20 protein-coding genes and 1 pseudogene are annotated in these 22,908 nt (G+C 72.9%); 6 read left to right on the forward strand and 15 right to left on the reverse strand.

Annotated elements, in window-relative coordinates; genetic code table 11:
• Position 1: 1 nt before the first annotated feature.
• Positions 2-613 carry a hypothetical protein gene (locus OG594_RS09800; RefSeq protein ID WP_266597252.1) on the reverse strand — a complete coding sequence of 204 codons (612 nt, stop codon included), beginning with the start codon at positions 611-613 and terminating at the stop codon, positions 2-4.
• A gap of 94 nt (positions 614-707) precedes the next feature.
• Here OG594_RS09800 and npdG point away from each other — a divergent pair, with 94 nt between their 5' ends.
• Positions 708-1,412 (forward strand): NADPH-dependent F420 reductase, encoded by a 705-nt coding sequence (gene npdG / locus OG594_RS09805; RefSeq protein ID WP_266597254.1) that lies wholly within the window; start codon positions 708-710, stop codon positions 1,410-1,412.
• 68 nt (positions 1,413-1,480) lie between these two features.
• On the opposite strand, the pseudogene OG594_RS09810 reads toward npdG, so the two are convergent.
• A pseudogene (locus OG594_RS09810) lies at positions 1,481-2,158 on the reverse strand (TerD family protein); the annotation flags it as partial.
• 150 nt (positions 2,159-2,308) lie between these two features.
• Between OG594_RS09810 and OG594_RS09815 the strand changes: the two are divergent.
• On the forward strand, positions 2,309-2,500 hold the full coding sequence (locus tag OG594_RS09815) for a hypothetical protein (protein WP_266597256.1): 192 nt from the start codon (positions 2,309-2,311) through the stop codon (positions 2,498-2,500).
• A gap of 45 nt (positions 2,501-2,545) precedes the next feature.
• On the opposite strand, the gene OG594_RS09820 is transcribed toward OG594_RS09815, so the two are convergent.
• Both OG594_RS09820 and OG594_RS09825 read right to left on the reverse strand, forming a co-directional pair.
• Positions 2,546-4,213 carry a VCBS repeat-containing protein gene (locus OG594_RS09820; RefSeq protein WP_266597258.1) on the reverse strand — a complete coding sequence of 556 codons (1,668 nt, stop codon included), beginning with the start codon at positions 4,211-4,213 and terminating at the stop codon, positions 2,546-2,548.
• 195 nt (positions 4,214-4,408) lie between these two features.
• The gene (locus tag OG594_RS09825; RefSeq protein WP_266597260.1) at positions 4,409-5,209 is read right to left on the reverse strand and encodes a site-2 protease family protein; all 801 of its coding nucleotides are present in this window, start codon (positions 5,207-5,209) and stop codon (positions 4,409-4,411) included.
• A 72-nt stretch (positions 5,210-5,281) separates the two neighbouring features.
• Between OG594_RS09825 and OG594_RS09830 the strand changes: the two genes are divergently transcribed.
• Positions 5,282-8,650 carry a BTAD domain-containing putative transcriptional regulator gene (locus OG594_RS09830; RefSeq protein WP_266597262.1) on the forward strand — a complete coding sequence of 1,123 codons (3,369 nt, stop codon included), beginning with the start codon at positions 5,282-5,284 and terminating at the stop codon, positions 8,648-8,650.
• Between the two features lie 56 nt (positions 8,651-8,706).
• On the opposite strand, the gene OG594_RS09835 is transcribed toward OG594_RS09830, so the two are convergent.
• The 3 genes from OG594_RS09835 to panB all read right to left on the reverse strand — a co-directional run bounded on the left by OG594_RS09835 (position 8,707) and on the right by panB (position 11,569).
• A complete protein-coding gene (locus tag OG594_RS09835) occupies positions 8,707-9,558 on the reverse strand; it encodes an ABC transporter permease (RefSeq protein ID WP_266597264.1) in 852 nt (283 codons plus the stop codon).
• The gene (locus OG594_RS09840) at positions 9,555-10,580 is read right to left on the reverse strand and encodes an ATP-binding cassette domain-containing protein (protein WP_266597266.1); all 1,026 of its coding nucleotides are present in this window, start codon (positions 10,578-10,580) and stop codon (positions 9,555-9,557) included. The genes OG594_RS09835 and OG594_RS09840 overlap by 4 nt, the downstream gene beginning before the upstream one ends.
• 119 nt (positions 10,581-10,699) lie before the next feature.
• Complete coding sequence (gene panB, locus OG594_RS09845) at positions 10,700-11,569, reverse strand: 3-methyl-2-oxobutanoate hydroxymethyltransferase (protein ID WP_266597268.1); 870 nt, start codon at positions 11,567-11,569, stop codon at positions 10,700-10,702.
• A gap of 288 nt (positions 11,570-11,857) precedes the next feature.
• Here panB and OG594_RS09850 point away from each other — a divergent pair, with 288 nt between their 5' ends.
• Positions 11,858-12,886, forward strand: a complete 1,029-nt coding sequence (locus OG594_RS09850) for an endonuclease/exonuclease/phosphatase family protein (protein WP_266597270.1) — start codon at positions 11,858-11,860, stop codon at positions 12,884-12,886.
• Positions 12,887-12,993: 107 nt separating this feature from the next.
• Here OG594_RS09850 and OG594_RS09855 read toward each other — a convergent pair whose 3' ends face one another.
• From OG594_RS09855 to OG594_RS09870, 4 genes are all read right to left on the reverse strand, one after another.
• On the reverse strand, positions 12,994-14,748 hold the full coding sequence (locus tag OG594_RS09855; protein ID WP_266597272.1) for an NAD+ synthase: 1,755 nt from the start codon (positions 14,746-14,748) through the stop codon (positions 12,994-12,996).
• Between the two features lie 71 nt (positions 14,749-14,819).
• Positions 14,820-16,202: a DUF4352 domain-containing protein gene (locus OG594_RS09860; protein ID WP_266597274.1), complete on the reverse strand. Its 1,383-nt coding sequence runs from the start codon at positions 16,200-16,202 to the stop codon at positions 14,820-14,822.
• Between the two features lie 176 nt (positions 16,203-16,378).
• Positions 16,379-17,992 carry a multicopper oxidase family protein gene (locus tag OG594_RS09865; protein ID WP_266597276.1) on the reverse strand — a complete coding sequence of 538 codons (1,614 nt, stop codon included), beginning with the start codon at positions 17,990-17,992 and terminating at the stop codon, positions 16,379-16,381.
• A 92-nt stretch (positions 17,993-18,084) separates the two neighbouring features.
• Positions 18,085-18,540 carry a hypothetical protein gene (locus OG594_RS09870; RefSeq protein WP_266597278.1) on the reverse strand — a complete coding sequence of 152 codons (456 nt, stop codon included), beginning with the start codon at positions 18,538-18,540 and terminating at the stop codon, positions 18,085-18,087.
• Between the two features lie 84 nt (positions 18,541-18,624).
• On the opposite strand from OG594_RS09870, the gene OG594_RS09875 reads away from it, so the two are divergent.
• Both OG594_RS09875 and OG594_RS09880 read left to right on the forward strand, forming a co-directional pair.
• The gene (locus OG594_RS09875) at positions 18,625-19,326 is read left to right on the forward strand and encodes a DUF998 domain-containing protein (protein WP_266597280.1); all 702 of its coding nucleotides are present in this window, start codon (positions 18,625-18,627) and stop codon (positions 19,324-19,326) included.
• A gap of 128 nt (positions 19,327-19,454) precedes the next feature.
• Positions 19,455-20,309, forward strand: a complete 855-nt coding sequence (locus OG594_RS09880; RefSeq protein ID WP_266602751.1) for an alpha/beta fold hydrolase — start codon at positions 19,455-19,457, stop codon at positions 20,307-20,309.
• Here OG594_RS09880 and OG594_RS09885 read toward each other — a convergent pair.
• From OG594_RS09885 to OG594_RS09900, 4 genes are all read right to left on the reverse strand, one after another.
• Positions 20,294-20,713 (reverse strand): CBS domain-containing protein, encoded by a 420-nt coding sequence (locus OG594_RS09885; RefSeq protein ID WP_030013439.1) that lies wholly within the window; start codon positions 20,711-20,713, stop codon positions 20,294-20,296. The genes OG594_RS09880 and OG594_RS09885 overlap by 16 nt on opposite strands.
• 161 nt (positions 20,714-20,874) lie before the next feature.
• Positions 20,875-21,519, reverse strand: coding sequence for a DUF305 domain-containing protein (locus OG594_RS09890; protein ID WP_266602753.1), 645 nt, complete (start codon positions 21,517-21,519; stop codon positions 20,875-20,877).
• Between the two features lie 125 nt (positions 21,520-21,644).
• On the reverse strand, positions 21,645-22,346 hold the full coding sequence (locus OG594_RS09895; protein WP_266597283.1) for a DUF3105 domain-containing protein: 702 nt from the start codon (positions 22,344-22,346) through the stop codon (positions 21,645-21,647).
• A 58-nt stretch (positions 22,347-22,404) separates the two neighbouring features.
• Complete coding sequence (locus OG594_RS09900; protein ID WP_266597285.1) at positions 22,405-22,809, reverse strand: hypothetical protein; 405 nt, start codon at positions 22,807-22,809, stop codon at positions 22,405-22,407.
• Positions 22,810-22,908: the final 99 nt, after the last annotated feature.

Below are 22,908 nucleotides of genomic sequence, written 5' to 3' on the forward strand. Positions count from 1 at the left end.
CTCACCAGCGGCTGGGCGGCGGTGCGGTCAGGTGGTCGGCCAGCCGCGCCAGCCGGTCCCTGAACCGGCGCGGTCCGCGCCGCACCGGCCCGCTGTTCTCCCCGGCCGCCGCGCTGACCAGGTGCTGCACGGTGTCCAGGTCGATCCCGTCGTCCGGCGCCGATGCCGGTACCGACAGCGCCTCGTGGGCGAGCGCGCCCAGATCCGGATCCCCGTTGTTCAGGGACAGTACGGTCGCCCCCGCGCGCCGCGCGTCGTGGACGCGTTCCAGCAGCCCCTCACCCGGCGTTCCGGGCGCCACCACCAGCAGCGTGTGTCCGCCCCGGGCCGCCGCCAGCCGGCCCAGCCCCACCGACAGGTGCGGCGGCTCGCCGGGCCGCACGTGGTGGCGTACGAGGGTGGGCGCCAGCTCGGGCAGACCCGACCAGGCGGCCTCGTCCACCAGGTGCGCCGCCAGATGCCAGGGCTCGTAGCCCTCGGTCCCCACCAGCAGGAGGCGACCGCCGGCCGGTACGACGGACCGGCGCAGCGAGCCGGCGAAGCGGCGCGCCTCTCCCGGCCACTGCGTACCGGCGAGCACCTCGCGCAGCAGCGCGACCCTCACGGCGTCCATATCGGCATCCTGCACCATGCGGGCGACACGGGGAGCGGTTCCTTCCCCTTCACCACCCTTCGACTGCGGGCTACCCGGCAGTACCCTCGCCCCCATGACTTCCTCAGACAACACGCAGAAGCCGCCGGTCAAGGACCCGTGGGAGCTGCCGGACGTATCCGGCCTCGTCGTCGGCGTCCTCGGCGGCACCGGCGACCAGGGCCGGGGGCTGGCCTACCGGCTCGCCAGGGCCGGCCAGAAGGTGATCATCGGCTCCCGCGCCGCCGACCGCGCGCAGACCGCGGCCGACGAACTGGGCCTGGGCGTGGAGGGCGCGGACAACGCCGAGTGCGCGCGCCGCAGCGACATCGTCATCATCGCGGTGCCGTGGGAGGGCCACGCCAAGACCCTCGAAGCACTGCGCGAGGACCTCGCGGGCAAGCTCGTGGTGGACTGCGTCAACCCGCTCGGCTTCGACAAGCAGGGCGCCTACGCCCTCCAGGTCGAAGAGGGCAGCGCCGCCCAGCAGGCCGCCGCCCTGCTCCCGGACTCCCGCGTCACCGCCGCCTTCCACCACCTCTCGGCCGTCCTGCTCCAGGACGAGTCGATCGACGAGATCGACACCGACGTGATGGTCCTCGGCGAGGCCCGCGCCGACACGGACGTCGTCCAGGCCCTGGCCGCGCGCATCCCGGGCATGCGCGGCGTCTTCGCCGGCCGCCTGCGCAACGCCCACCAGGTCGAGTCCCTGGTGGCCAACCTGATCTCCACCAACCGCCGCTACAAGGCCCACGCGGGCCTGCGCGTCACGGACCTCTGACCGCGGTCCCGACGCCCCCGACGCCGCACCCGGCGGCCCGGCCCCAGGACCGGACCGCCGGGACCGGATCAGCCGCGGCGGCCGCCGCGCGCCTCGAAGGCGCCCAGGTGGGCCACCACCCCGTGGTAGAAGCGGTCGACCGCGGCGTCGACGCCGCGGATGAAACCGGACTCCGTATGGCCCCGGGTGTTGCCCATCCCCTTGATCAGCGACAGCCGGAACCCGCCCGGCGCGGCCCCGTCCCTGGGCAGCAGGTCGCCGGGCTCGGGGCGCAGCCGCTCCAGGGTGCCGCGCGGTCCGTTCTCGCCCTCCACCAGGGTCTGGACGTGCAGGTCCGCCGGCGCTTCGGCCAGCGCCCGCAGCAGCCGCTTCGTCGTGGCCAGCGGGTACGAGCCCTCCGGGGCGGGGATGTCCACGGCGGTCCGGACCTTGCCGGTCCGCAGATCGGCGGTGACGGCGATGACGGAACTCGTCCCGTCGATGCGCAGTTCGGCGCTCAGCTTCCCGTCGGCGCACAGCGCGGCGGCCGCCGCGACCCGGCGGGCCCGCGGGTCGCTGTCGCGCCGGGTGCGCTGCACGGGCAGGGCCTTCCGCCCCAACTCGCCGCCCAGGCGCAGGCAGACCTGGCGGATCAGCCGCTCCCAGCTCTCGACGACGTCGACGGCGCGCTCGTCGTCGGGGCTGATGGTCTCGTCCTCGATGCCCTTGCGCACGGGCACCCAGGCGGGGCCAATACGGCGCGTACCCGCCGAACGGTAATGCCGCGGGGTGCGGGAGATCAGGTGAAGTCGAAAACGAACCGGATGCGATCCCGGACGCCCTTACGGCAGCACTGCGGGGCATGGGGGACACTGGAGGGGCTCGACCCCGTTCAGTGTTTTCGAGGAGCTCGTCCCATGCCCCGCCTTGCCGTCTTCGCCCTTGTCGTCTGCGCCTGTGCGGTGGCCGCGGCCGTCGTTGCCTTCGTCGAGGGCAGCTTCCTCGGGATCGTCTGGGTGCTGCTGGCCGGCCTCACGTCCAACATGGCCTGGTACTACCTGCGCAAGGCGAAGGCCGAGAAGGCCTCCGCCGCGCGCCAGGTCGGCTAGGAACGGCCCGGGCTGCCCCGGGCCGCCCCGGGGGCGTCCGGTGGGTCAGACGGCCGGGCCGAAGCCGGTGACCGTGGGGTGCGGGGTGGTCGTGCCCGTACCCGGGAAGACGGTGACGTGGCCGGTGGCGTCCGCGGACCACAGGTCCGGCAGGCCGTCACCCGTGAGGTCGCCGTCGGAGCCGACGCGCGGGTGCGCGGCCGGAGCCAGGGTGGACAGGACCGGCCCGGCGGCCGGATCCGCGAAGGCGGCGAAGTCCGGTGCGTCCGCGGTGCCCTTGATGGAGAAGGCACGGATCGCGCCGTCCGCCCGGGAGCGGGCCCACAGGGTCGGGAAGTCCGTGCCCTGCGCCCGGCCCGGGGTCAGCAGGTCGTAGCCGGCCCAGGAGGTGTCGTCGCCGGAGAGGAGCACGGCCGTCCGCAGTCGGATGCCGCTGAACTTCGCGAGCCACAGCCGGCCGTTCTCGACGAACAACAGGGAGCTGCGGGGCAGCAGGCCGTCGACCGTGCTGTCGCCGGTGGGCGATCCGTACGCGGCGATCTGCGTGACCTTGGACCAGTCCGAACCGAACCCGTGCTGGGCGCAGTCGATGACGGAACCTGCCGTGTCCAGGCACGTGGCGGGCTTGTTCATGTGGATCGGGCTCTGGTCCGTGAAGTGGCCCGCGCCGTCGTTGTTGAACCGGTAGATGTACTCCCCGCCGGGGGCGTGGGCCAGCAGGTCGTCGACCGCCGTCTCACCCAAGGGTCCCCGGTGGGTGTACTGGACGCCGGCCCAGCTCTCGCCGTCGCCCGGGGCGGCCAGGTGGCGGGCGTTCGCGGGGTCCAGCGGGTTCGCGCCCCACTTGCGGAGGTTGCCCGCGGCGTCCGGGACGAGGACGTCCGGCTTTCCGTCGGCGTCGATGTCGCCGAAGGCGGCCGGCTTGGTGGTGGGCTGCGCGTAGTAGTACGCCTGCGCCTCGCCGAGGTTGCCGGCGTTGTCCCTCGTCTGGAGGTACACCGCCTGGCTGCCCCAGGTGGCGGGCTTGATCTTGATGTCGGCCGAACCGTCCGTCAGCCGGACGACGCGCGAGTCGGTCGCCCCGTCCGCGCAGCTCCAGCCGACCGGGAAGGTGGGGCTCGTCTGCCAGCGGGCACAGGCGATTCCCGAGCCGCCGTCGGTGCCCTTCAGGGTGAAGGTGGCCTCCTCGCCGACCTTCTTGGGGGTCTCGTCCGTGGTGACCTCGGCGGTGGGCCGGGTGTGGTCCACGCGGAAGTAGCACCAGGCCGTGTACGGACCGGTCAGCTTCCCGTCGGTGGCCCGGGCCCGCCATGCGTACTGGCCGCCGTCCTTCAGCAGGGTGCGGGAGAAGACCGTGGCGGCCTGGGGGTAGGTGGACCAGGAGGTCGGGAAGTCGGTGCGCGCGCCCCCGTACGAGGTGTCCCACAGCTGGAACGTCGTCTGCAGCTGGGCATGGGACGCCGAGGTGGCGGTGACCTTGGTGGTGACGTCGTTCAGGCCGATCCAGCCGGCTCCGGATCCTGCATGCGGGTCGGTGTAGCAGTCGGAGTACTGCTCCTCGCCGGCGAAACCGGGGGCCGGGCTGGTGACGGGCGCCGTGACCTTGGGTGCCGCCGGGTCGGCGGCGGCCGAGGCCGGCGCGGCGGCGGCCAGGCCGAGCGCCAGCGACAGGGCCGCCGCGGGCAGGGCGCGCAAGGGCGTTCTGGGTGTCATGTGTGCGAAATCCCCCTGGGACTACTGCTGTTGACCGGTCGGATCAGTCGCAGTCTTTCCGAAAGGGATAGCAGTTCGCACTGACATTTGATCGGGCGAGCGGCGCGGGGTCGGTCGAACGGCAAGAATTCCGACCATTCGGCCATTCGGCCATTCGGCCATTCGGCCATTCGACCGTGCGGCTGCCCGGCGTGCTCAGTCCTGCGGGACGGCGCAGAAGCCGTCGGTGTCCCGCCAGAAGCTGTAGAGGTCGCGGCCGCAGTACGTCTCCAGGTCCGACACGCCGAGCGCGGACATCAGACCGTCCACCGCGCCGAAGAAGAACGCGTTGACCCCCGGGATCCACAGCAGGGCGAACACGGCCAGCAGGCCGAACTGCGCCAGCGGCTCCATCTCGCGGCGCACCCGGTACGACAGCCAGGGCTCGATGACCCCGTAGCCGTCCAGGCCCGGTACCGGCAGGAAGTTCAAGATCGCAGCCGTGACCTGGAGCATGGCGAGGAAGGCGAGCGCGTAGCGGAACGCCAGCGGCACCCCGTCGAGGGCGTCCAGCCAGAACGGGGCCGTGCACACCACGGCGAAGGCCACGTTGGTCAGCGGGCCCGCCGCCGAGATGAGGCTGTGCTTCCAGCGGCCCTGGATCCGCCCCCGCTCGATGAACACCGCGCCGCCGGGCAGGCCGATGCCGCCCAGGATCACGAAGATCACCGGCAGCACGATGCTGAGCAGGGCGTGCGTGTACTTGAGCGGGTTCAGCGTCAGATAGCCCTTGGCGCCCACGCTGAGGTCACCGCCGTGCAGGGCGGTGCGGGCGTGCGCGTACTCGTGCAGGCACAGGGAGACGATCCACGCCGACGTCACGAACAGGAACACGGCCAGTCCGGGGCTCGCCGCGTACCCCGTCCACACCGCCCAGCCGGTGACGGCCATGATCGCGAAGATGCCGAGGAATACCGAACTGATCTGCCGCTCTCCGCGGCTGCCCTGATGACCCATGCGGGCAACCTATCCCGCAGGCCGAACGGAAAACGGTGCGGGTCCCTGGCCGGGTACGGGGACAATGGGCCGGTGCGTTACGCGATCCTCGGAACCGCCCAGGCCATCCACGACGACGGGACCCCCGTCGCCGTCGGCGGAGCACGCCTTCGCGCGCTCCTCACGGCGCTCGCGCTGCGGCCGGGGCGGGTGGTGCCCGCCCAGCTGCTCGTCGACGAGGTGTGGGACGGCGCTCCGCCGGCCGACGCGGTGGCGGCCCTGCAAGCGCTGGTCGCCCGGCTGCGGCGGGCGCTCGGGCACGCGGCCGTGCGGTCCGCCGAGGGCGGCTACCAACTGGCCGCCGAACGGGAGGACGTCGACCTGTACCGCTTCGAGCGGCTGGTCCGGGCCGGGGGCCGGGCGTCGGACCCGGCCGAGGCGGCGGCCCTGTACGAGGAGGCCCTCGCCCTGTGGCGCGGACCGGCCCTCGCCGACCTGCCGGACCCGGCCGCCGAGGCCGCGCGCTGGGAGGCCGTACGGATGGACGCGCGCCGGGGACGGCTCGCGGCGGCCCTGGCCATGGGCGAGGCGGAGCGGTGCCTGCCGGAGCTGACCGCGCTGTGCGCGCAGCAGCCGCTGGACGAGCCGCTGCACACCCTGCGCATCCGGGCCCTGCGCGACGCGGGCCGCCCCGCGGAGGCGCTGGCCGAGTACGACAGCCTCCGCCGGGAGCTGTCCGACCGGCTGGGCACCGACCCGGGCCCGGAACTGCGGGCCCTGCACGCCGAACTGCTGAGCTCGGACGCGCAGCCGCCGACCGCTACCGCTACCGCGACGGCCACCGCCGCCACCATCACGGCCGTCGCCGACGCGCCCCCGGTCGCCCCCGCGGCCGCGGGGAACCTGCGGGCGCGCCTGACCACCTTCGTCGGCCGCGAGGACGACATCCGCGCCATCGGGGACGACCTCGCGCGGGCCCGCCTCGTCACGCTCCTCGGCCCCGGCGGCGCCGGCAAGACGCGGCTGTCCCAGGAGGCCGCCGAGGCCCAGGACGAGAGCGCCTGGCCCGACGGCGTCTGGCTCGTCGAACTCGCTCCCATCGACGGACCCGGCGACCCGGAAGACGTCGCCGAAGCCGCCCTCGCCGCGCTCGGGGCGCGGGAGACCAAACTGCGCGGCGCCGCCGCCGAGGAAATGCGCGCCTTCACCGAACGCGCCGGGGACGACCCCCTCGACCGGCTCGCCGAGCACTGCGCACGGCGCCGGCTCCTGCTGCTGCTCGACAACTGCGAGCACGTCATCGGCGCGGCCGCCGCCCTCGCGGAACGCCTCCTCACGCACTGCCCCGACGTCCGGATCCTGGCCACCAGCCGCGAACCCCTCGGCGTCCCGGGGGAGTCCCTGCGCCCGGTGGAACCGCTGCCCGACCCGATCGCGCTACGGCTGCTCGGCGACCGGGGGGCCGCCGCCCGCGCCGGGTTCACCATCGAGGAGGACCCGGCCGCGGCCGCCGAGATCTGCCGCCGACTCGACGGTCTGCCGCTGGCGATCGAGCTGGCCGCGGCCCGGCTGCGGCTGCTCACCCCGCGCCAGATCGCCGACCGCCTCGACGACCGCTTCCGGCTCCTGACCAGCGGCGCCCGTACCGTCCTGCCCCGCCAGCAGACCTTGCGCGCGGTCGTCGACTGGTCCTGGGAGCTGCTCGACGAGGCCGAGCGCACCGTCCTGCGCCGGCTGTCCGTCTTCGCCGGCGGCTGCGACCTCGCCGCCGCCGAGGCCGTCTGCGCCGACCCGTCCGACCCGTCCGACCCGTCCCTCCCCGCCCGCGACGCCTCGTACGACCCCGCCGACGTCCTCGGCTCCCTCGTCGACAAGTCCCTCGTCGTGGCCACCCCCGGACCCGACGGCCGCGGCATGCGCTACCGCCTGCTCGAGACGGTCGGCGAGTACGCCGCCGAACGCCTCGCCGAGGCCGCCGGCGACCGCGAGGCCGCCGAGCACCGCCACCTCGTCCACTACCGGGAGCTCGCCCGCACCACCGAGCCGCTGCTGCGCGGCCACGGCCAGCGGGCGGCCACCGACCGGCTCGCCACCGAGTACGAGAACCTGCGCACTGCCCTGCGCCGGGCCGTCGCCGTCCGCGACGCCGACGAGGTCCTGTGCCTGATCCACTCGCTCGGCTGGTACTGGCACATGCACGACCTGCGCTCCGAGTCCCGGCACTGGGCCGAGGCCGCCGCCGCGCTCGGCCCCAACCCCTTCGAGCCGCCCTACGTCCCCGCCGAGCCGGTCTACGAACGGCTCGTCGACACGCCGCCGCCCTACTCCGAGGAAACGCGCACCGAGGGCTGGCGCGCCCTCAACCTGGTCCTGCTCGCCTCCCGCGACCAGACCAACGAGACCTGGAGCACCCCCTCGGTCCGTGCCCTGATCGACGGGGTCCTCGCCACCTACCGGCCCGGACTGCCGCAGACCTGCCGGACCCCCGCCTCCCTGTGGATCTACGCCGTCATGATCGCCGGCGACCCCGGACTGCTCCAGCGGGTCATCGACGCGACCGTCACGACCGCCCGTGAGCTCGGCTACCGCTGGGAGCTGGCCTCCGCGCTCCAGCTGCGCGCCAACATCCTCGCGAACCGCGCCGACTGGGCCGGGGACGCCTCGCGCGACGCCGACGAGAGCCTGGCCCTGTTCCGCGAACTCGGCGACGCCTGGGGCTGCGCCGAGGCCCTGTCCGCCGGCGCCGAGGCCCGGGAGAAGCGCGGCGAGTACGGACTGGCCGCCCGCGACTACCTGGAGGCCATCGCCTACGCCGAACGCCTCGGCGCCATGGCCCAGGTGACGGTGCTGCGCGTACGGATGTCCGGGAGCCTGATCGAGGCCGGCCGGATCGAGGAGGCCGAGCAGATCCTCACCGAGATCAGCGCGACCACGCAGCGGTTCGGCAACGAGGCCATGCCCGCCGCCCGGATGTTCCTCGCGGGCGTCCTCGGCCGCACGGGACGGTTCGCCGAGGCGCGCCGCCAGCTGCAACTCCTGCGGGAGGAGTTCGCCTTCGGCGCGTTCGCCATCTTCGACGGTTTCCTGCTCGGCACGATGGCCTGGCTCGACAACCGGCAGGGGCTGTACGAGGAGGCCCTCGATCAGCTGCGCCGGGGCATGGTCACCGTCATGGACCCGATGGCGCGGATGGTGTCCCCGCAGATGCCCGCGGTCTACCTGCTGATAGCGGCCGTCTCGCTGGTCTCGCTCGGCGGTCCGCGCCGGGAGTACGACGCCGCCAGGCTGCTGGGCGCCTACCGGGCGCAGCTGCCGCCCGCGCACTTCCCGGTCACGACGGAGCGCGAGGACCACGCCCTCGCGCAGGAGCTGATCCGGGCCGCGCTGGGCGACGCCGTCTACGAGAAGGCGTACGCCGAAGGCGGTGGCCTCTCCTTGGAGGAGGCCACCGCCCTCATCTGATCCGGCCCCCGGCCGGTGTCCGTCCGGGACGCGATCCGAACGGATCGGTCCGCGGATCAGGTCTTTTGGCGGAACTTCCGTACCGCGAGCGGCATGGTGACCGCCGTGATGGCCAGCGACCAGACCAGGGTCATCCACACCGAGTCGCCGACCGGAAGGCCGTTGATCAGGGAGCGGGCCGCGTCCGCCAGGTTCGACAGCGGGTTGTAGTCCGTGAAGGACTGGAGCCAGCCCGGCATCGTGGTGGGCGGGGCGAAGATCGAGCTGCCGAACTGCAGCGGCATCAGGACCATCATCGCCATGCCCTGGACGGCCTGCGGGGTCTTCAGGGTGAGGCCGAGGAGAACGAAGATCCACATCAGCGAGGCGCCGAAGACGGCCGACAGCCCGATGGCGAGGAACAGGCCCAGCACCGAACCCTTGATCGACAGGCCGAGCAGGAAGCCCACGGCGAGCAGGATGGCGATGGCCACCATCATCCGGCCGAGCTCGACGACGATCTTGGCGATGAGCACCGACGACCGGGCGATGGGCATCGACCGGAACCGGTCCATGACGCCCTTCTTGAAGTCGTCGTTGACCCCGGTGCCGACGCCCATGGCGATGTTCATGCCCATCATGGCCATGAGGCCCGGGACCACGTAGTTGACGTACTCCGACTGGTTCCCCTTGCCGGAGATCGCGCCGCCGAAGACGAACACGAACAGCAGCGTGAAGATGATCGGCATGAACACGACGTCGAACATCGACTCGGGATCCTGCTTGATCTGCAGGGCGTTGCGGCGCACCAGGGCGCCGATGTGCCGCAGGTTGCCCCGCGGGCCGATCCGGCCCTCGCCGTGCGTCTCGGCCACCGGGGCCCGACCGGGCGCGGCGGGAGCGGGCTTCGTCGTGGTTACGGTGCTCATGCCGCGACCTCCTCGGTCTTCTCGGTGGGAACGCCCGCAGGTGTCGTCGCCTCGACGGAGACGGGCTTCTGGCCGGTGATGGCCAGGAACACCTCGTCGAGGCTGGGCAGGTAGGTGCCGAGGTCGGCGATCGCGTACCCGCGGGCGGCCAGCAGACCGACGACGGCCGTCAGCTGCTCGTCGCTCAGGATCGGGACCAGCAGCACGCCCTCGTCCGGTACGGCCTGGCTGCCGGCCACGCCGTCCAGTCCGGCCTCGGCCAGCGCGCGGGCCATGCCCGGCAGGTCCGAGGCGTCCACGGGACGGATCTTCAAGGTGCGGCCGCCGACGCGCGCCTTCAGCTCGTCGACCTTGCCGTTGGCGATGACCTTGCCGCGGTCGATGACCGTCAGCTCGCTGGCGAGCTGCTCGGCCTCCTCCATGTACTGGGTGGTGAGCAGTACGGTGGCGCCCTCGGCGACCAGGCGCTGGACCTCGTCCCACACCTCGTTGCGGGTGCGGGGGTCGAGACCGGTGGTCGGCTCGTCCAGGTAGAGCACGGCCGGGTTGCCGATCAGGGAGGCGGCGAGGTCGAGCCGGCGGCGCATGCCACCGGAGTAGTTCATGGCGGCCTTCTTGGCCGCCTCCGTCAGGGAGAACCGCTCCAGCATCTCGTCCGCACGCCGGCGGGCGTCCTTGCGGGAGAGGTCGAGCAGCCGCCCGATCATGTAGAGGTTCTCCCAGCCGGAGAGCTTCTCGTCGACCGAGGCGTACTGGCCGGTGAGGCCGATGGTGCGGCGCAGCTGCCGCGGCTGGCGGACCACGTCGAAGCCGGCGACGGTCGCGGTGCCGGCGTCGGGGACGATCAGGGTGGAGAGGCAGCGCACCAGGGTGGTCTTGCCGGCGCCGTTGGGGCCGAGGACCCCGAGGACCGTGCCCTCCCGTACGTCCAGGTCGACACCGTCGAGGGCCTTGGTCTCGCCGTAGTGCTTGACGAGCCCCCGTACCTCCACGGCGTTGGGCTTGTTGTCGTTTCGCGTCATGCCCTCATGGGACCAGCCGCCACTGACAAAGCACCGACAGCCGACCGACAAACGTACGACAGACGTACGACAGCCCGCCGACACGCGGTCGGCGGGCTGTCGGTCCGTCGCTCACCCCATCAGTGGAAGGCGTGCTCCGGCTGCGGGAACGCTCCGCCGACCACGTCCTCGGCGAAGGCCTTCGCCGCGCCGGTCATGGTCTCGCGGAGCTCCGCGTACTGCTTGACGAACTTCGGCATCTTCCCGCCGGTCAGGCCCATCATGTCGGTCCACACCAGCACCTGCGCGTCGCACTCCGCGCCCGCGCCGATGCCGACCGTCGGGATGTGCAGGGACCGGGTGACCTCGGCGGCCAGCTCGGCCGGGACGAGCTCCAGCACCACCGCGAACGCTCCCGCGTCCTGCGCCGCCTTCGCGTCGCGCAGCAGCCGGTGCGCGGCCTCGTCGCCGCGGCCCTGCACCCGGTAGCCCATCGCGTTGACGGACTGCGGGGTCAGGCCCAGGTGGGACATGACGGGGATGCCGGACTGCACGATCAGCTCGGTCTGGGCCAGCGAGCGCTCGCCGCCCTCCAGCTTCACCGCGCCGACCCCAGCCTCCTTGACGAGGCGGGTGGCGCTGCGCAGGGCCTGCACCGCGCCCTCCTGGTACGAGCCGAACGGCATGTCGCCGATGACCAGCGCGCGGCGCGTGCCGCGTACGACGGCCGCCGAGAGCATGGTCATCTGGTCCATCGTCACGGGGACCGTGGAGTCGTAGCCGAGGTGGCAATTGCCCATGGAGTCGCCGACGAGGATGACCGGGATGCCGGCCTCGTCGAAGACGGAGGCGGTCATCGCGTCGTAGGCGGTGAGCATGGGCCACTTTTCGCCGCGTTCCTTGGCGAGGGCCAGGTCGCGGACGGTGATGCGCCGGGTGCCCGTGCCCCCGTACAGGGTGGCGGAGGCCGCGGATGCGGGTTCGCGGGCAGGCGAAACGGCAGGCGTCATTGCAACTGCTCCTTGTGTCATCTCGAGGCGCCCTTACGACGTCCCCGGACTCACCCCCCATGGTGGCATCCACGCGGGCAAAGGCGGAAGTGGTCCGTAGTGCGAGCCTGGCCACGGGATCCAATGTGCGCGTTTCGTGACAAGCGGAACCCTCTGCGCACGACCGTTCGTCCTCCCGGACGTACGACCGTGACCGACGGTCGTGACGTACGGCACGGAAGGCTCCCGTTCATCGCCTAGGGTCAAGGGGCGGGGACGGAGCGCGAGCACGGCAGTGAGGGCAGTGGTATGGCACAGGCGTACATGACGGAGTCGGGGAACGGCGGCTCGGAGTCCGAGCCCTCCGGGACCCGATTTCGGCGCCGGCTGACCGTACTGCGCAAGGACCCCGGAATCTGGCGGCGGGGCCGGGTCCTCGCCGGGATCGCCGTGGTGATCTCGCTCGTCATGATCTTCCACGCGGAGCTGCCCAACGACGTGGGCAACCTCGGCAGCCTCACCGAGACCTTCCTGCCCTGGCTGGGCCTGGCCGTCCCGTTCCTGCTGGCCGGGGCCGTCTACCGGAAGTCCGCCACCGCGCTCCTCGCGGTAACGCTGACGGCCGCGGTCTGGGCGAACCTCTTCGGCGGCCTGGTCAGCGACAAGTCCGGCTCCGGCGGCAACCTGGTGGTGGCCACCCACAACGTCGACGCCGACAACGCCGACCCGCGCGGCACCGCCGAGTCGGTGGCCCGGTCCGGGGCCGACGTCCTGGCCCTGACCGAGCTCAAGGGCAGCGCCGTCCCCGTCTACGAGAAGGCCCTCGCGGCCGTGTACAAGCACCACTCCATCGAGGGCACCGTCGGCCTGTGGAGCAAGTACCCGATCAGCGCGAGCGCGCCCGTCGACATCCGGATGGGCTGGACCAGGGCCATGCGCGCCACCGTCACCACCCCCCAGGGGCCGGTCGCCGCCTTCGTCGCCCACCTGCCCTCCGTCCGGGTCAAGCTGAACGCCGGCTTCACCGCCAACCAGCGCGACGACAGCGCCGGCGCGCTGGGCGCCGCGCTCGCCGCCGAACCGCTGAAGAAGGTCATCCTGCTCGGCGACCTCAACGGAACGATGAACGACCGCGCCCTGTCCGAGGTCACCTCGCAGATGCGCTCCACCCAGGGCGCGGCGGGCGACGGCTTCGGCTTCAGCTGGCCGGCGCAGTTCCCGATGGCCCGGATCGACCAGATCATGGTCCGCGGCATCCGGCCGGAGGCCTCCTGGACCCTGCCCCGCACCGGCAGCGACCACCTTCCCGTTGCGGCCCGGGTCACCGTCAAGCCCTGACGGACGCCGTCGCACGACGGCCCCGGCCGCTCTCCTCGGAGGGCGACCGGGGCCGCGCCGTGTCCGCCGGGGGTGTCCCCGGGGCGTTCGGGGGTGTCCCGTGGCGGCTACGCCCGCTCGCGCCAGCCGTTCGTGATGGGCAGCCGGCGGTCCTTGCCGAAGCCCTTCGCGGAGATCTTCGTGCCCGGCGGGTACTGGCGGCGCTTGTACTCCGCCGTGTCCACCATCCGCAGGGTCCTGGCCACCAGCTCCGGGTCGAAGCCGGCCGCCACGATCGCGTCCAGGCCCTGGTCGCGGTCCACGTACATGGCCAGGACCGCGTCGAGCACCGGGTAGTCCGGCAGCGAGTCCGTGTCCACCTGGCCCGGGCGCAGTTCGGCGCTCGGCGGCTTCACGATCGAGTTCTGCGGGATCGGCGGGACCTCACCGCGCTCGGCGGCGGCCCGGTTGCGGTACTCCGCGAGCCGGAACACGTCCGACTTGTAGACGTCCTTGATCGGGCCGTACGCGCCCACCGAATCGCCGTACAGCGTGGAGTAGCCGACGGCCAGCTCCGACTTGTTGCCCGGGGCCAGCACGATGTGGCCCTCCTGGTTGGACAGCGCCATCAGCAGGGTGCCGCGCAGCCGGGACTGGAGGTTCTCCTCGGCCAGGCCGGACAGGCCCAGCGAGCCCATGTACGCGTCGAACATCGGCTCGATGGAGACGGTCCGGAAGTTCAGCCCGGTGCGCTCGGCCAGGTCGGCCGCGTCGCTGCGGGAGTGGTCCGAGGAGTACTTCGAGGGCATCGAGACGCCGTGGACGTTCTGCGCGCCGATCGCGTCGCAGGCGATGGCGGCGACGAGCGCGGAGTCGATGCCGCCCGAGAGCCCGATCAGGACGGAACGGAAGCCGTTCTTCTTGACGTAGGCGCGCAGCCCCACGACCAGCGCGTCGTAGACCTCCTCGTCGTCGTCGAGCCGGTCGGCGTAACCGCCGGTGACCACCGGCTCGTACGGCTCCACGGGCTCCTCGGAGAGGATCACGCGCTCGATGCGCAGCCCGTCGTCGACGAGGCCCTCGGGCGCGTCGGCGCGGGCGGCCGGCAGGTCGAGGTCGACCAGGACGCAGCCCTCGGAGAACTGCGGGGCGCGGGCGATGACCCGCCCGTCGGCGTCGACGACGATCGAGTCCCCGTCGAAGACCAGCTCGTCCTGGCCGCCGATCATCGCCAGGTAGGCGAGGGTGCAGCCGGCCTCCTGGGCCCGCTTCTGGACCAGTTCGAGCCGCAGGTCGTCCTTGTTGCGCTCGTACGGGGAGGCGTTCACGGAGATCAGCAGCCCGGCCCCGGCGGAGCGGGTGGCGGGGACCCGGCCGCCCTCCTGCCAGAGGTCCTCGCAGATGGCCAGGGCCACGTCGACCCCGCCCACCCGGATCACCGGCTGCGTCTCGCCCGGCACGAAGTACCGGAACTCGTCGAACACGCCGTAGTTGGGGAGGTGGTGCTTGGCGAAGCGCAGGACGACCTGCCCGCGGTGCAGCACGGCGGCCGCGTTCTCGGGGGAGCCGGCCGGGCGGCCCAGGCGGGGCGTGGCCCGCTCGGTGCGGTCGAGGTAGCCGACGACGACCGGCAGCTCGCCCAGGCCCTCGGCCGCCAGGCGCTCCGCGAGCTCGCGCAGCGCGGAACGGGAGGCCTCCACGAAGGAACCGCGCAGGGCGAGGTCCTCGACGGGGTACCCGGTCAGCATCATCTCCGGGAACGCCACCAGGTGGGCGCCCTGCTCGGCGGAGTGCCGGGTCCAGTGGACGACCGAGTCGGCGTTGGCGGCGATGTCGCCGACGTGCGAGTCGATCTGATTCAGAGCGAGTCGAAGTTGAGGCACGGGGCCCAGTGTAATCGTCTTTCTGACGCGATGTCCTGGACCCCGCCTGTTTCCTGCCCGGTGACGTTCCGTCAGCCGATCGGGCCCGCGAACCTCACGTTGCTCAGCCCGCTCCCGGCAGAGATGTCCGCGGTGATGCTCTTGGTGCCCTTGGGGAGCTCGAAGGCCACGATCCCGCTGGCGGTTTCGCCCGGCATGATCGCGCCGCTGATCATCTTCGGCACGCCGCCGCTGTCGATGACCATGTCGGCGGTCATGCCCTGGTCGTCGCGGACGCTGGGCATGGCGTAGATCACTTCGTGCGGCGCGTTCGAGGTGTTGGTGATGGTGATGGTGAGCTGGACCGCGTTCTTGAACCTCTTGCGGGAAAGCTCGTCCTTCGCCTCGTACTTCGTCGGGGTCGCGAGGCTCACCTTGACGCCGTTCGGGTAGGTGAAGGTCTGGCCGAACGGCAGCGCGCTGGTCAGGCCGGGGACCTGGGAGGGCGAAGGGGACTTGGACGGCGAAGAGGACTTGGAGGGCCAGGGCTCGCTGCTGGGGTAGTCGCCGTCCGGCCCCCAGTCCTCCTCGACCTGCCGGTCGATGCGGCTGTCGGCCCGATCGACGACCAGGACGGTGAGGAAGAAGCCGCCGACCGAGGCGAGCAGGCCGAACACGGCGAGCACGGTGCCGACGACGGCCATCGACTTCCTCGGGGCGCCCTTGTTGGCGCGGACGATGCCGCCGATGCCGAGGCCCACGCCGACGGCGGCGGTCAGGGTGCCGGCCCAGAAGAGGAACGGGATGATGCCCAGGAAGATGCCGAAGCCGCCGGTGATGACGGCGGCGACCGCCAGGCCGTTGTTGTTCGGGGTGGCCTGCGGGTATCCGGGGTAACCGGGGTACGTGGTTCCGGGGTAGCCGGGGGTGGGCTCGCCCCACGGGTGGCTGGGCGCGCCGGGTGTGCCGAAGCCTGCGGCTGCCGGGGCGGGAGTGGGGGCGGACGGTGACGGCGGGGCGAACGGCGACGGGGCGCGAGCCGGCTCCGGGGCGGCTGCGGCGGGCGCCTGGGGTGCCTGGGGTGCCTGGGTCGCCGCCGGTGTCTCGGGGGGCGTCGGGATGGTCGGGGTCGTGTCGAGTGAGAGCGGTTCCGTGGGTGCTTCGGAGGTCTCTGGTGTCTCGGGAGTGGCCGGGGTGGTCGGGGTTTTGTCGAGTGAGAGCGGTTCCGTGGGTGCTTCGGAGGTCTCTGGTGTCTCGGGAGTGGCCGGGGTGGTCGGGGTTTTGTCGAGTGAGAGCGGTTCCGTGGGTGCTTCGGAGGTCTCCGGTGCCTCGGGAGCGGCCGGGGTGGTCGGGGCCTTCTCCAGCGAGAGCGGCTGCGCGGGCGCCGGTATGGAGTCCGTCTCGGGTGTCGGGGTGCCCGCCGGCTCGGCCGGCGGACCGGCGGGAGTGCTGGGCGGGTTCGGCGGGGTGCTCATACCGGCGGGGGCGTCCTTTTGTCGCGGCAGTCGTGATCACCGCAAGGGTGCCATGCCCGTGCCCGGGGGCCCGCCCCAATTCCCGCCCGTGTGCCGCTCGCTCGCCCGCTTCCCGGCCCGGTTGGGCTCGCCCGCTTCCCGGACCGGGGCCGGGGGTCGGGCGGGCCGGGCGTGGTCTATCGCTGGTAGCCGAGCACCGTCATCATCCCGGACTCCGAGTGGTAGACGTTGTGGCAGTGCGTCATCCACAGCCCGGGGTTGTCCGCGTCGAAGTCCACCGTCAGCCTGCGCCCCGGCAGGAGGATCGCGGTGTCCTTGCGCGCCCCGCCCTCCTGCCCGCCCAGCGCGAAGGTGTGCCCGTGCAGGTGGACCGGGTGCCACATCGGCGTGGCGTTGGCGAACTCCAACCGGACCCGCTCGCCCGCCTTCACCGGGTGCCGCTGGTCCGGCGTGTAGGGCTTGCCGTCGAAGGCCCAGTTGTAGTTGGTCATGCTGCCGGTGAGCCGCAGCCGCACCGTACGATCCGGGTCGCGCGGGGTCAGCGCGACCGGTTCGGCGGCCCTGAGCGCGTCCGCCATCAGCGGCGGGGCGTCCAGTTCGGCGGGCCGGGTCGCGGCCGTCGGCGCCGTCCCCGATCCGGTGCGCAGCACCGCGAGCGCCGAGCCCTCCTTGCCCTCGGCCAGCGCGGTGAGGGGGAACACCCCGTCCTTGGCGGTGACCAGGACGTCGTACCGCTCGCCCATGCCCAGCAGCAGCGATCCCGTCTTCGTCTGCTCCACCGGGTAGCCGTCGGCGTGGGTGACCGTCAGTTCGTGGTCGCCGAGGGCGATCCGGAACGCGGTGTCCCCGCCGGCGTTGACGATGCGCAGCCGGATCCGGTCGCCGGGTTCGGCGGTGAGGACCGAAGGGTCGTCCGCCACCCGCCCGTTGATCAGGTAGTGGGCGTAGACGACGTCGCCCGCGTCCCCGCCGAGGTAGTCGCTGTGGCCGCCCATGGCGACGTAGGAGCGCTTCCCGGCGCCGCCGGGGGAGGCGGAGGCAGCGGGGGAGGCGCTCCGGCGGTGGGTCGCGTGGGCTCCGCCGTTGCCGTTCATGCCCTTGCGGAGCTCGGCGAGGACGGCGTCCGGGGTGGCTCCGTCCACCCCGTCGATCCAGTCGTCCAGGACCACCACCCACTCCTTGTCGTAGGAGAGGGGTTCCTTGGGGTCCTCGATGATGAGCGCGCCGTACAGGCCGCGGTCCTGCTGGACGCCGGTGTGCGGGTGGAACCAGTACGTGCCCGGGTGGGGGACGGCGAACTTGTACGGGAAGGACGCCCCCGGGGCGATGTCCCGCTGGGTCAGCCCCGGGACCCCGTCCATGTCGTTGCGCAGCGCGAGGCCGTGCCAGTGCAGGGAGGTGGCCTCGGGGAGGTTGTTGGCCAGGGTGAGGGCGAGCGTGCCGCCCGCGGTGGCCCGGACCTCCCGGCCCGGCAGCTTGTCCCCGTACGCCCAGGAGCGGACGGTGATGCCGGCGCCGAGGTCGAGCGGGGTGGCGGTGGCGGTCACCTTGACCTCGGTGAGGGGGCCGGTGGCCTTGCGGGCGGCCTCGGCGGCCCGCACCTCGGGCCCGGCCGGGTCCACGTACCCCTCGGGCACGTCCGCGGCGGAGCCGCCGTGGTGCATCGAGCCGTGGCCGGAACCGGCGGGGCCGGCCGAACCAGCGGAGCCGGAGCAGGCGGCGAGCAGCCCGGAGCCGAGGACGGCCGCGGATGTGCCGAGCACGGTGCGACGGGTGGGAAGAGAGCGCATGGGAGCACCTCATGGGTGTGGTGTTACGGATGCAAGGGCTCGGATCGGCGCCGCCCCGGGCATGCGCGGGCATGCGGGGCGGCGGCGTCGGCCTATGCCCGCAGGACCGCCAGCCGGGTGAGGAGCTCGCGGGGCGAGGGCGGGTCCGGACCACCGCCGGACCGGACCGGTATGCGGGCCGCGCCCCCGAGCGGCGCGGTGCGTCGGGATCCGGTCCGGCCGGCGCCGATGAGCAGCACGACGAGCCCCGCCAGCACGGCGAGGCAGACCGACGTGGGGTCCCCCTCGGTCGCGGGCACCGCGTGCCCCCACCAGGGGACCGTGGGGGAGGGTGCGTCGGTGGTCGGGGCCGAGGTGTGGCGCGTGCCACCCCGCTCGGCCGGGGCGGGCTGCCCCGCCGAGGCAACGGAGTGAGCCGCAGGCACGTCTTGCACGACGTGGGACTCAGTCGGATGGCCCAGGGTGTGCATGGTGACGATGCCCAGCAGCAGCGCGGCGAGCAGCAGCAACCGGGCCCCCGGGGCGCCTCGCTGAGCACTGCGCGTCATGCCGGGAACCCTACCGGGGGTGGGTATCCGATCGGAGGACCGACCCCGCATCTGCTTAGGATTAGTCACACTATGTCCCCACAAGTGTCCCCACATGGACTCTCGCCGCGGACCGCGTGGCCGGTCGCCACCTTGATCGGTCTCGCCGCGGCCGCCTACACGGCGTGGGTGCTCGAAGTCGTCCTCTCCACGGGCCTCAACCCCATCGAGACGTACGTCAGTGAACTCGCCGCCCAGGACCAGCCGCTCGGCGGCCTCTTCCGGGCCACCGACTTCACCGCCGGGCTGCTCGCCTTATCCGGAGGGCTCCTGGCGCTCTCCCGGCTGCTGAAGTACGCGGAGTCCCGCCGCGCCTGGGCGGTCATCGGCTGGGCCGGGGTCGCCCTCTTCGGCGCGGCCACCGCCGCCGACGCCTGGCTGCCGCTGAGTTGCCAGCCCACCGTGGACCCCGAATGCGCCGCCCTGGAGACCGCCGGGCTGGTCCCCGCGACCCACCGGGCCCACGCCGTCAGCAGCAGCCTCGCCATGACCGGGGCCCTCGTCGGCCTGGTGGCCCTCACGGTCGCCGCCCGCCGCTACGGCTGGTTCGCCCCGCTCGCCCGCTACGGCCCCGCCCTCGTCGCCCTCGAACTGCTCGCCACCGTCTGGACCCTGTCTGCGATCGCCCTGTTCACGGCCGGGCGCGGAACCTGGGCCCTCGGCGCCGGCCAGCGGCTCCAGGTGCTCCTCGTCGCGCTCTGGCTGGGCCTGCTCGCCTACTCCGTCCACAAGGAAGGCCGTACGTGAGCGTCACCGGCCGGTTCGTCCGCGTCGACCACGTCGACTGTGTCCAAGGGGTCTCGGGGGTCTCGGGGGTCTCAGGGGTCGCCGGGGGCGAAGGGGGCGAGGGCGTCCACCGCGTCGACGGGGTCCCGCTGCACGTCGTCGTCGAAGGCCGGGGGCCCGTGTGCGTCCTCAGCGCCGGGCTCGCCATGGCCTGGTTCGACTGGGACCAGGTCGTCGCACCACTCGTCGCCGCGGGCCGCACCGTCGTCCGCTTCGACCGCCCCGGACACGGCCTCAGCGGCCCCGCCACCGAGCCGCCCACCACCGCCGGGGAGGCCCACCGCATCGCCGGACTGCTGGACGCGCTGGGGCTCGGCACCCGCGCCGCCGGACCCGTCACCGTCGTCGGGCACTCCATCGCCGCCTTCCACGTCGAAGCCTTCGCCCGCCTGTACCCCGAGCGCACCGCCGCGCTCGTCCTGGTCGACGGCAGCACCGAGGAGGCCCCGCACACGACCCTGCCCGTCGCACTGCGCACCGGGGCCGCCCGTGCCCTCGGCCGGGTTGTGACCGCCGCCGGACTGCCGGCCGCGCTGGGACCGCTGGCCCGCCGCGTCACCGTACGGGCCTCCCGCACCGGCGGCTCCGACCCGGCCGCACGGGAGCTCGTACGCCGCTGCTACCGCACCGGCCGGGTCTGGCGCGGCGCCCTGCTGGAGAACTGCCGCTACCTGGACATGGCCGCCGAGCTACAGGCCCTGCGCGGGACGCACCCGCTGGCCGCCCCCACCACCGTCCTGGCCGGTCACGACGGCTCGGCCGGGCGCCCGGCCCTGCGCTGGCTGTCCCGGCAGGCGGACCTCGCCGACCTGCTCGGCGCCCGCTTCGAGGTCGCCGAACCCGCAGGCCACCTGGTCATGCTGGACCGCCCGGGCCAGGTGGCCCGGGCGGTCCTGGCAACGGCCGGGCAGGGTCAGACCCGGCAGGGTCAGACCCGCGCGTAGACCTTCTCCACGAAGGTGGCCATCTGGTCGTCGGAGAGGTGCTGGGCGAGGTCGGCCTCGCTGATCATGCCCACCAGCTTCTTGTTCCGGATCACGGGCAGCCGGCGGATCTGGTGGCTCTGCATCTCCTCCAGCACGTCACCGACGTCCGCGCCCGCGTCGATCCAGCGCGGGGTGCCCTGGGCCAGGTCACCGCAGGTGACCTTCGCCGGGTCGTGGCCCTTCGCCACGCAGTTCACGACGATGTCGCGGTCGGTGATGATGCCGCACAGCCGCTCTTCGGCGTCGCTGATGGGCAGGGCGCCCACATTGAGCCGGGCCATCAGCTGGGCGGCCCGGTCGAGGGTCTCGGTGGCGGGAATCCACTGGGCCCCGGGGTGCATGATGTCTGCGGCAGTGGTCATCGCTGAACCTCCTGAGCACACCGTTCGACACCGGGCGCGGACGCGTCCGGCGCGGCGCGGTCCCCCACGGGCCGGTACGGGTCCCCCACGGCGGCCACACGGCCGAGCACACGCCCGTACGGGTGAGAGGGCGCCTCTCACCACGGTACGGGCGTGTCCCGTCACCCGCGCGGCGCGGCTCCGCGCTGCCGCAGCATGTCCGCCATCAAGGTGAGCTCCGAGCGCTGCGCGTCGACCATGCCCTGCGCCAGCGCCTTCTCGACCGGGGTCTCGCACTGCTGCGCACAGCCCTCGGCCATCGTGACGCCGCCCTTGTGGTGGTCGGTCATCAGCTGGAGGAACAGCACTTCCGCGTCCCGGCCCGAGGCGGCGCCCAGCTGGTCCAGCTCCTCTTTGGTGGCCATGCCCGGCATCAGCGCGCCGGGCTTCGCTGCGTCGTGCCCCGCGTGGCCGCCGTGACCGCCCGCGGCCCCCATCCAGGACATCGGCGGCTCGCCGGCCACCACCTTCGGTAGCCCCCACAGGTCCAGCCAGCCGAGCAGCATGCCCCGCTGGTTGGCCTGGGTGTTGGCGATGTCGTAGGCGAGGGTGCGCACCGCTTCGTCCTGGGTGCGGTCGCGGACGATGAAGGACATCTCCACCGCCTGCTGGTGGTGCACCGCCATGTCGCGGGCGAAGCCCGCGTCCGGCGACCGGAGCTCCGGAGTGCGGGGCGCTGCCGTACGGTCCGACGGTCCGGAACCGGCGGAACCGCCGCCGTTCGCGGCGGCCACCGTGGCGGCCGCCGCGAACAGCAGGGCCAGCAGGACGGCCGTGCCCGCGACCCAGTACGTACGGGGGACGGGACGGTCCGGGCGTGCCGGGCGGACGGGCTCGGCCGTGGAGACCGGGTCGGTCGGGGGGACCGGGTCGGTCGGGGGGACCGGGCGGCTCACTTGCCGGCCACCCCGCTCGTGCAGGCCGCGCCCGGCTCCGGGGTCTGCTCGCCCTGCACGTACTTCGTGAAGAACTGCGACACCCGCGGGTCGTCCGCGCTGTCCACGGCCAGCTGCTTGCCCCACGCGCTGAGCACGATCGAGCCGGTCTGCTCCTTGACCGGGCTCATCAGCGTGTACGGCATCTTGCCGACGGTCGCGGCGAGCTTGTCCACGTCGGCCTTGGGGGCCTTCTCGTTGTACGTCACCCAGACCGCGCCGTGCTCCAGCGAGTGCACGGCGTTCACCTCCGGCACCGGGTTCTTGTAGACGTCACCGTTGCAGTTCATCCAGCGGGGGTGGTGGTCACCGCCGACCGGCGGGTTCATCTCGTACTTCACCGGGGTCTCGACGTGGTTGCGGCCCAGCGTCTTCGCGTCCCAGAGCTGCTCGCCCGCGACCGGCTGCTTGCGGATCTCCTCGGCCTCCTTGCGGATCTTCTCCGCGGCCGCCTGCTTGCGCTGCTCGTCCTGCTTCTGCTCGATCAGCACCCATGCGCCGAAGCCGACGAGGCCGACGACGATGGCCGACGCGGCCGTGATCGCGATGGCCTTGTTGCGCCGCTCCCGGATCTGGTCGGCGCGGCGCATCTCGGCTATGCGCGCCTGACGGGAGTTCGGGTCGGTGTTCTGGTTGGTCCTGCCGGACTTGCTGGCCATGTGCCCTGGTTTCCTTCTGCTGAGGGGGGTGGATGAACGCGAAACCGAACCGGACCGCTCAGGTCCGCAGCACCTGGAGGGCAAACAGGTCAGGGGCGCGCGGCGGAGCCCCGTACAGCCGGATCCGCGATGCCCCGGAGGCGATCGCGGCGGGCGCCGGCGCACCCACGGGGCCGGTCACGGCGGGCGGCGGAACGGGCAGCACGCCCGGAGTGATGCGCGTGCGCGGCGAGCAGCCGGGCAGGTCGTACGGAGACACGCAGACGGCGTGCGCCGGCGCCCCGGCCCCCGCTCCCGCCCCTGCCTGCTGTACTTGCGCACCCGGCGACGGGACGTGCGACTCGCCCGATCGCGTACACAGCAGCACCGTGCCGGCCAGCACCGCGAAGACGACCAACAGGACGGCACGCCGGAGCCCGGGACGTCCGCGACGCCCCGACTGCGTGTGCTGCCGGCCCCCCATGGGCGCAGATGGTAATGCTCATGACTGCTCCCAGGTCAGTGCGGGGGTGCCGCGAGCTTTCCCGTGTGCGTAATGTGGCGGAAACCACGACTGGCGATA

Source organism: Streptomyces sp. NBC_01214, assembly GCF_026340975.1.
GTDB lineage: Bacteria > Actinomycetota > Actinomycetes > Streptomycetales > Streptomycetaceae > Streptomyces.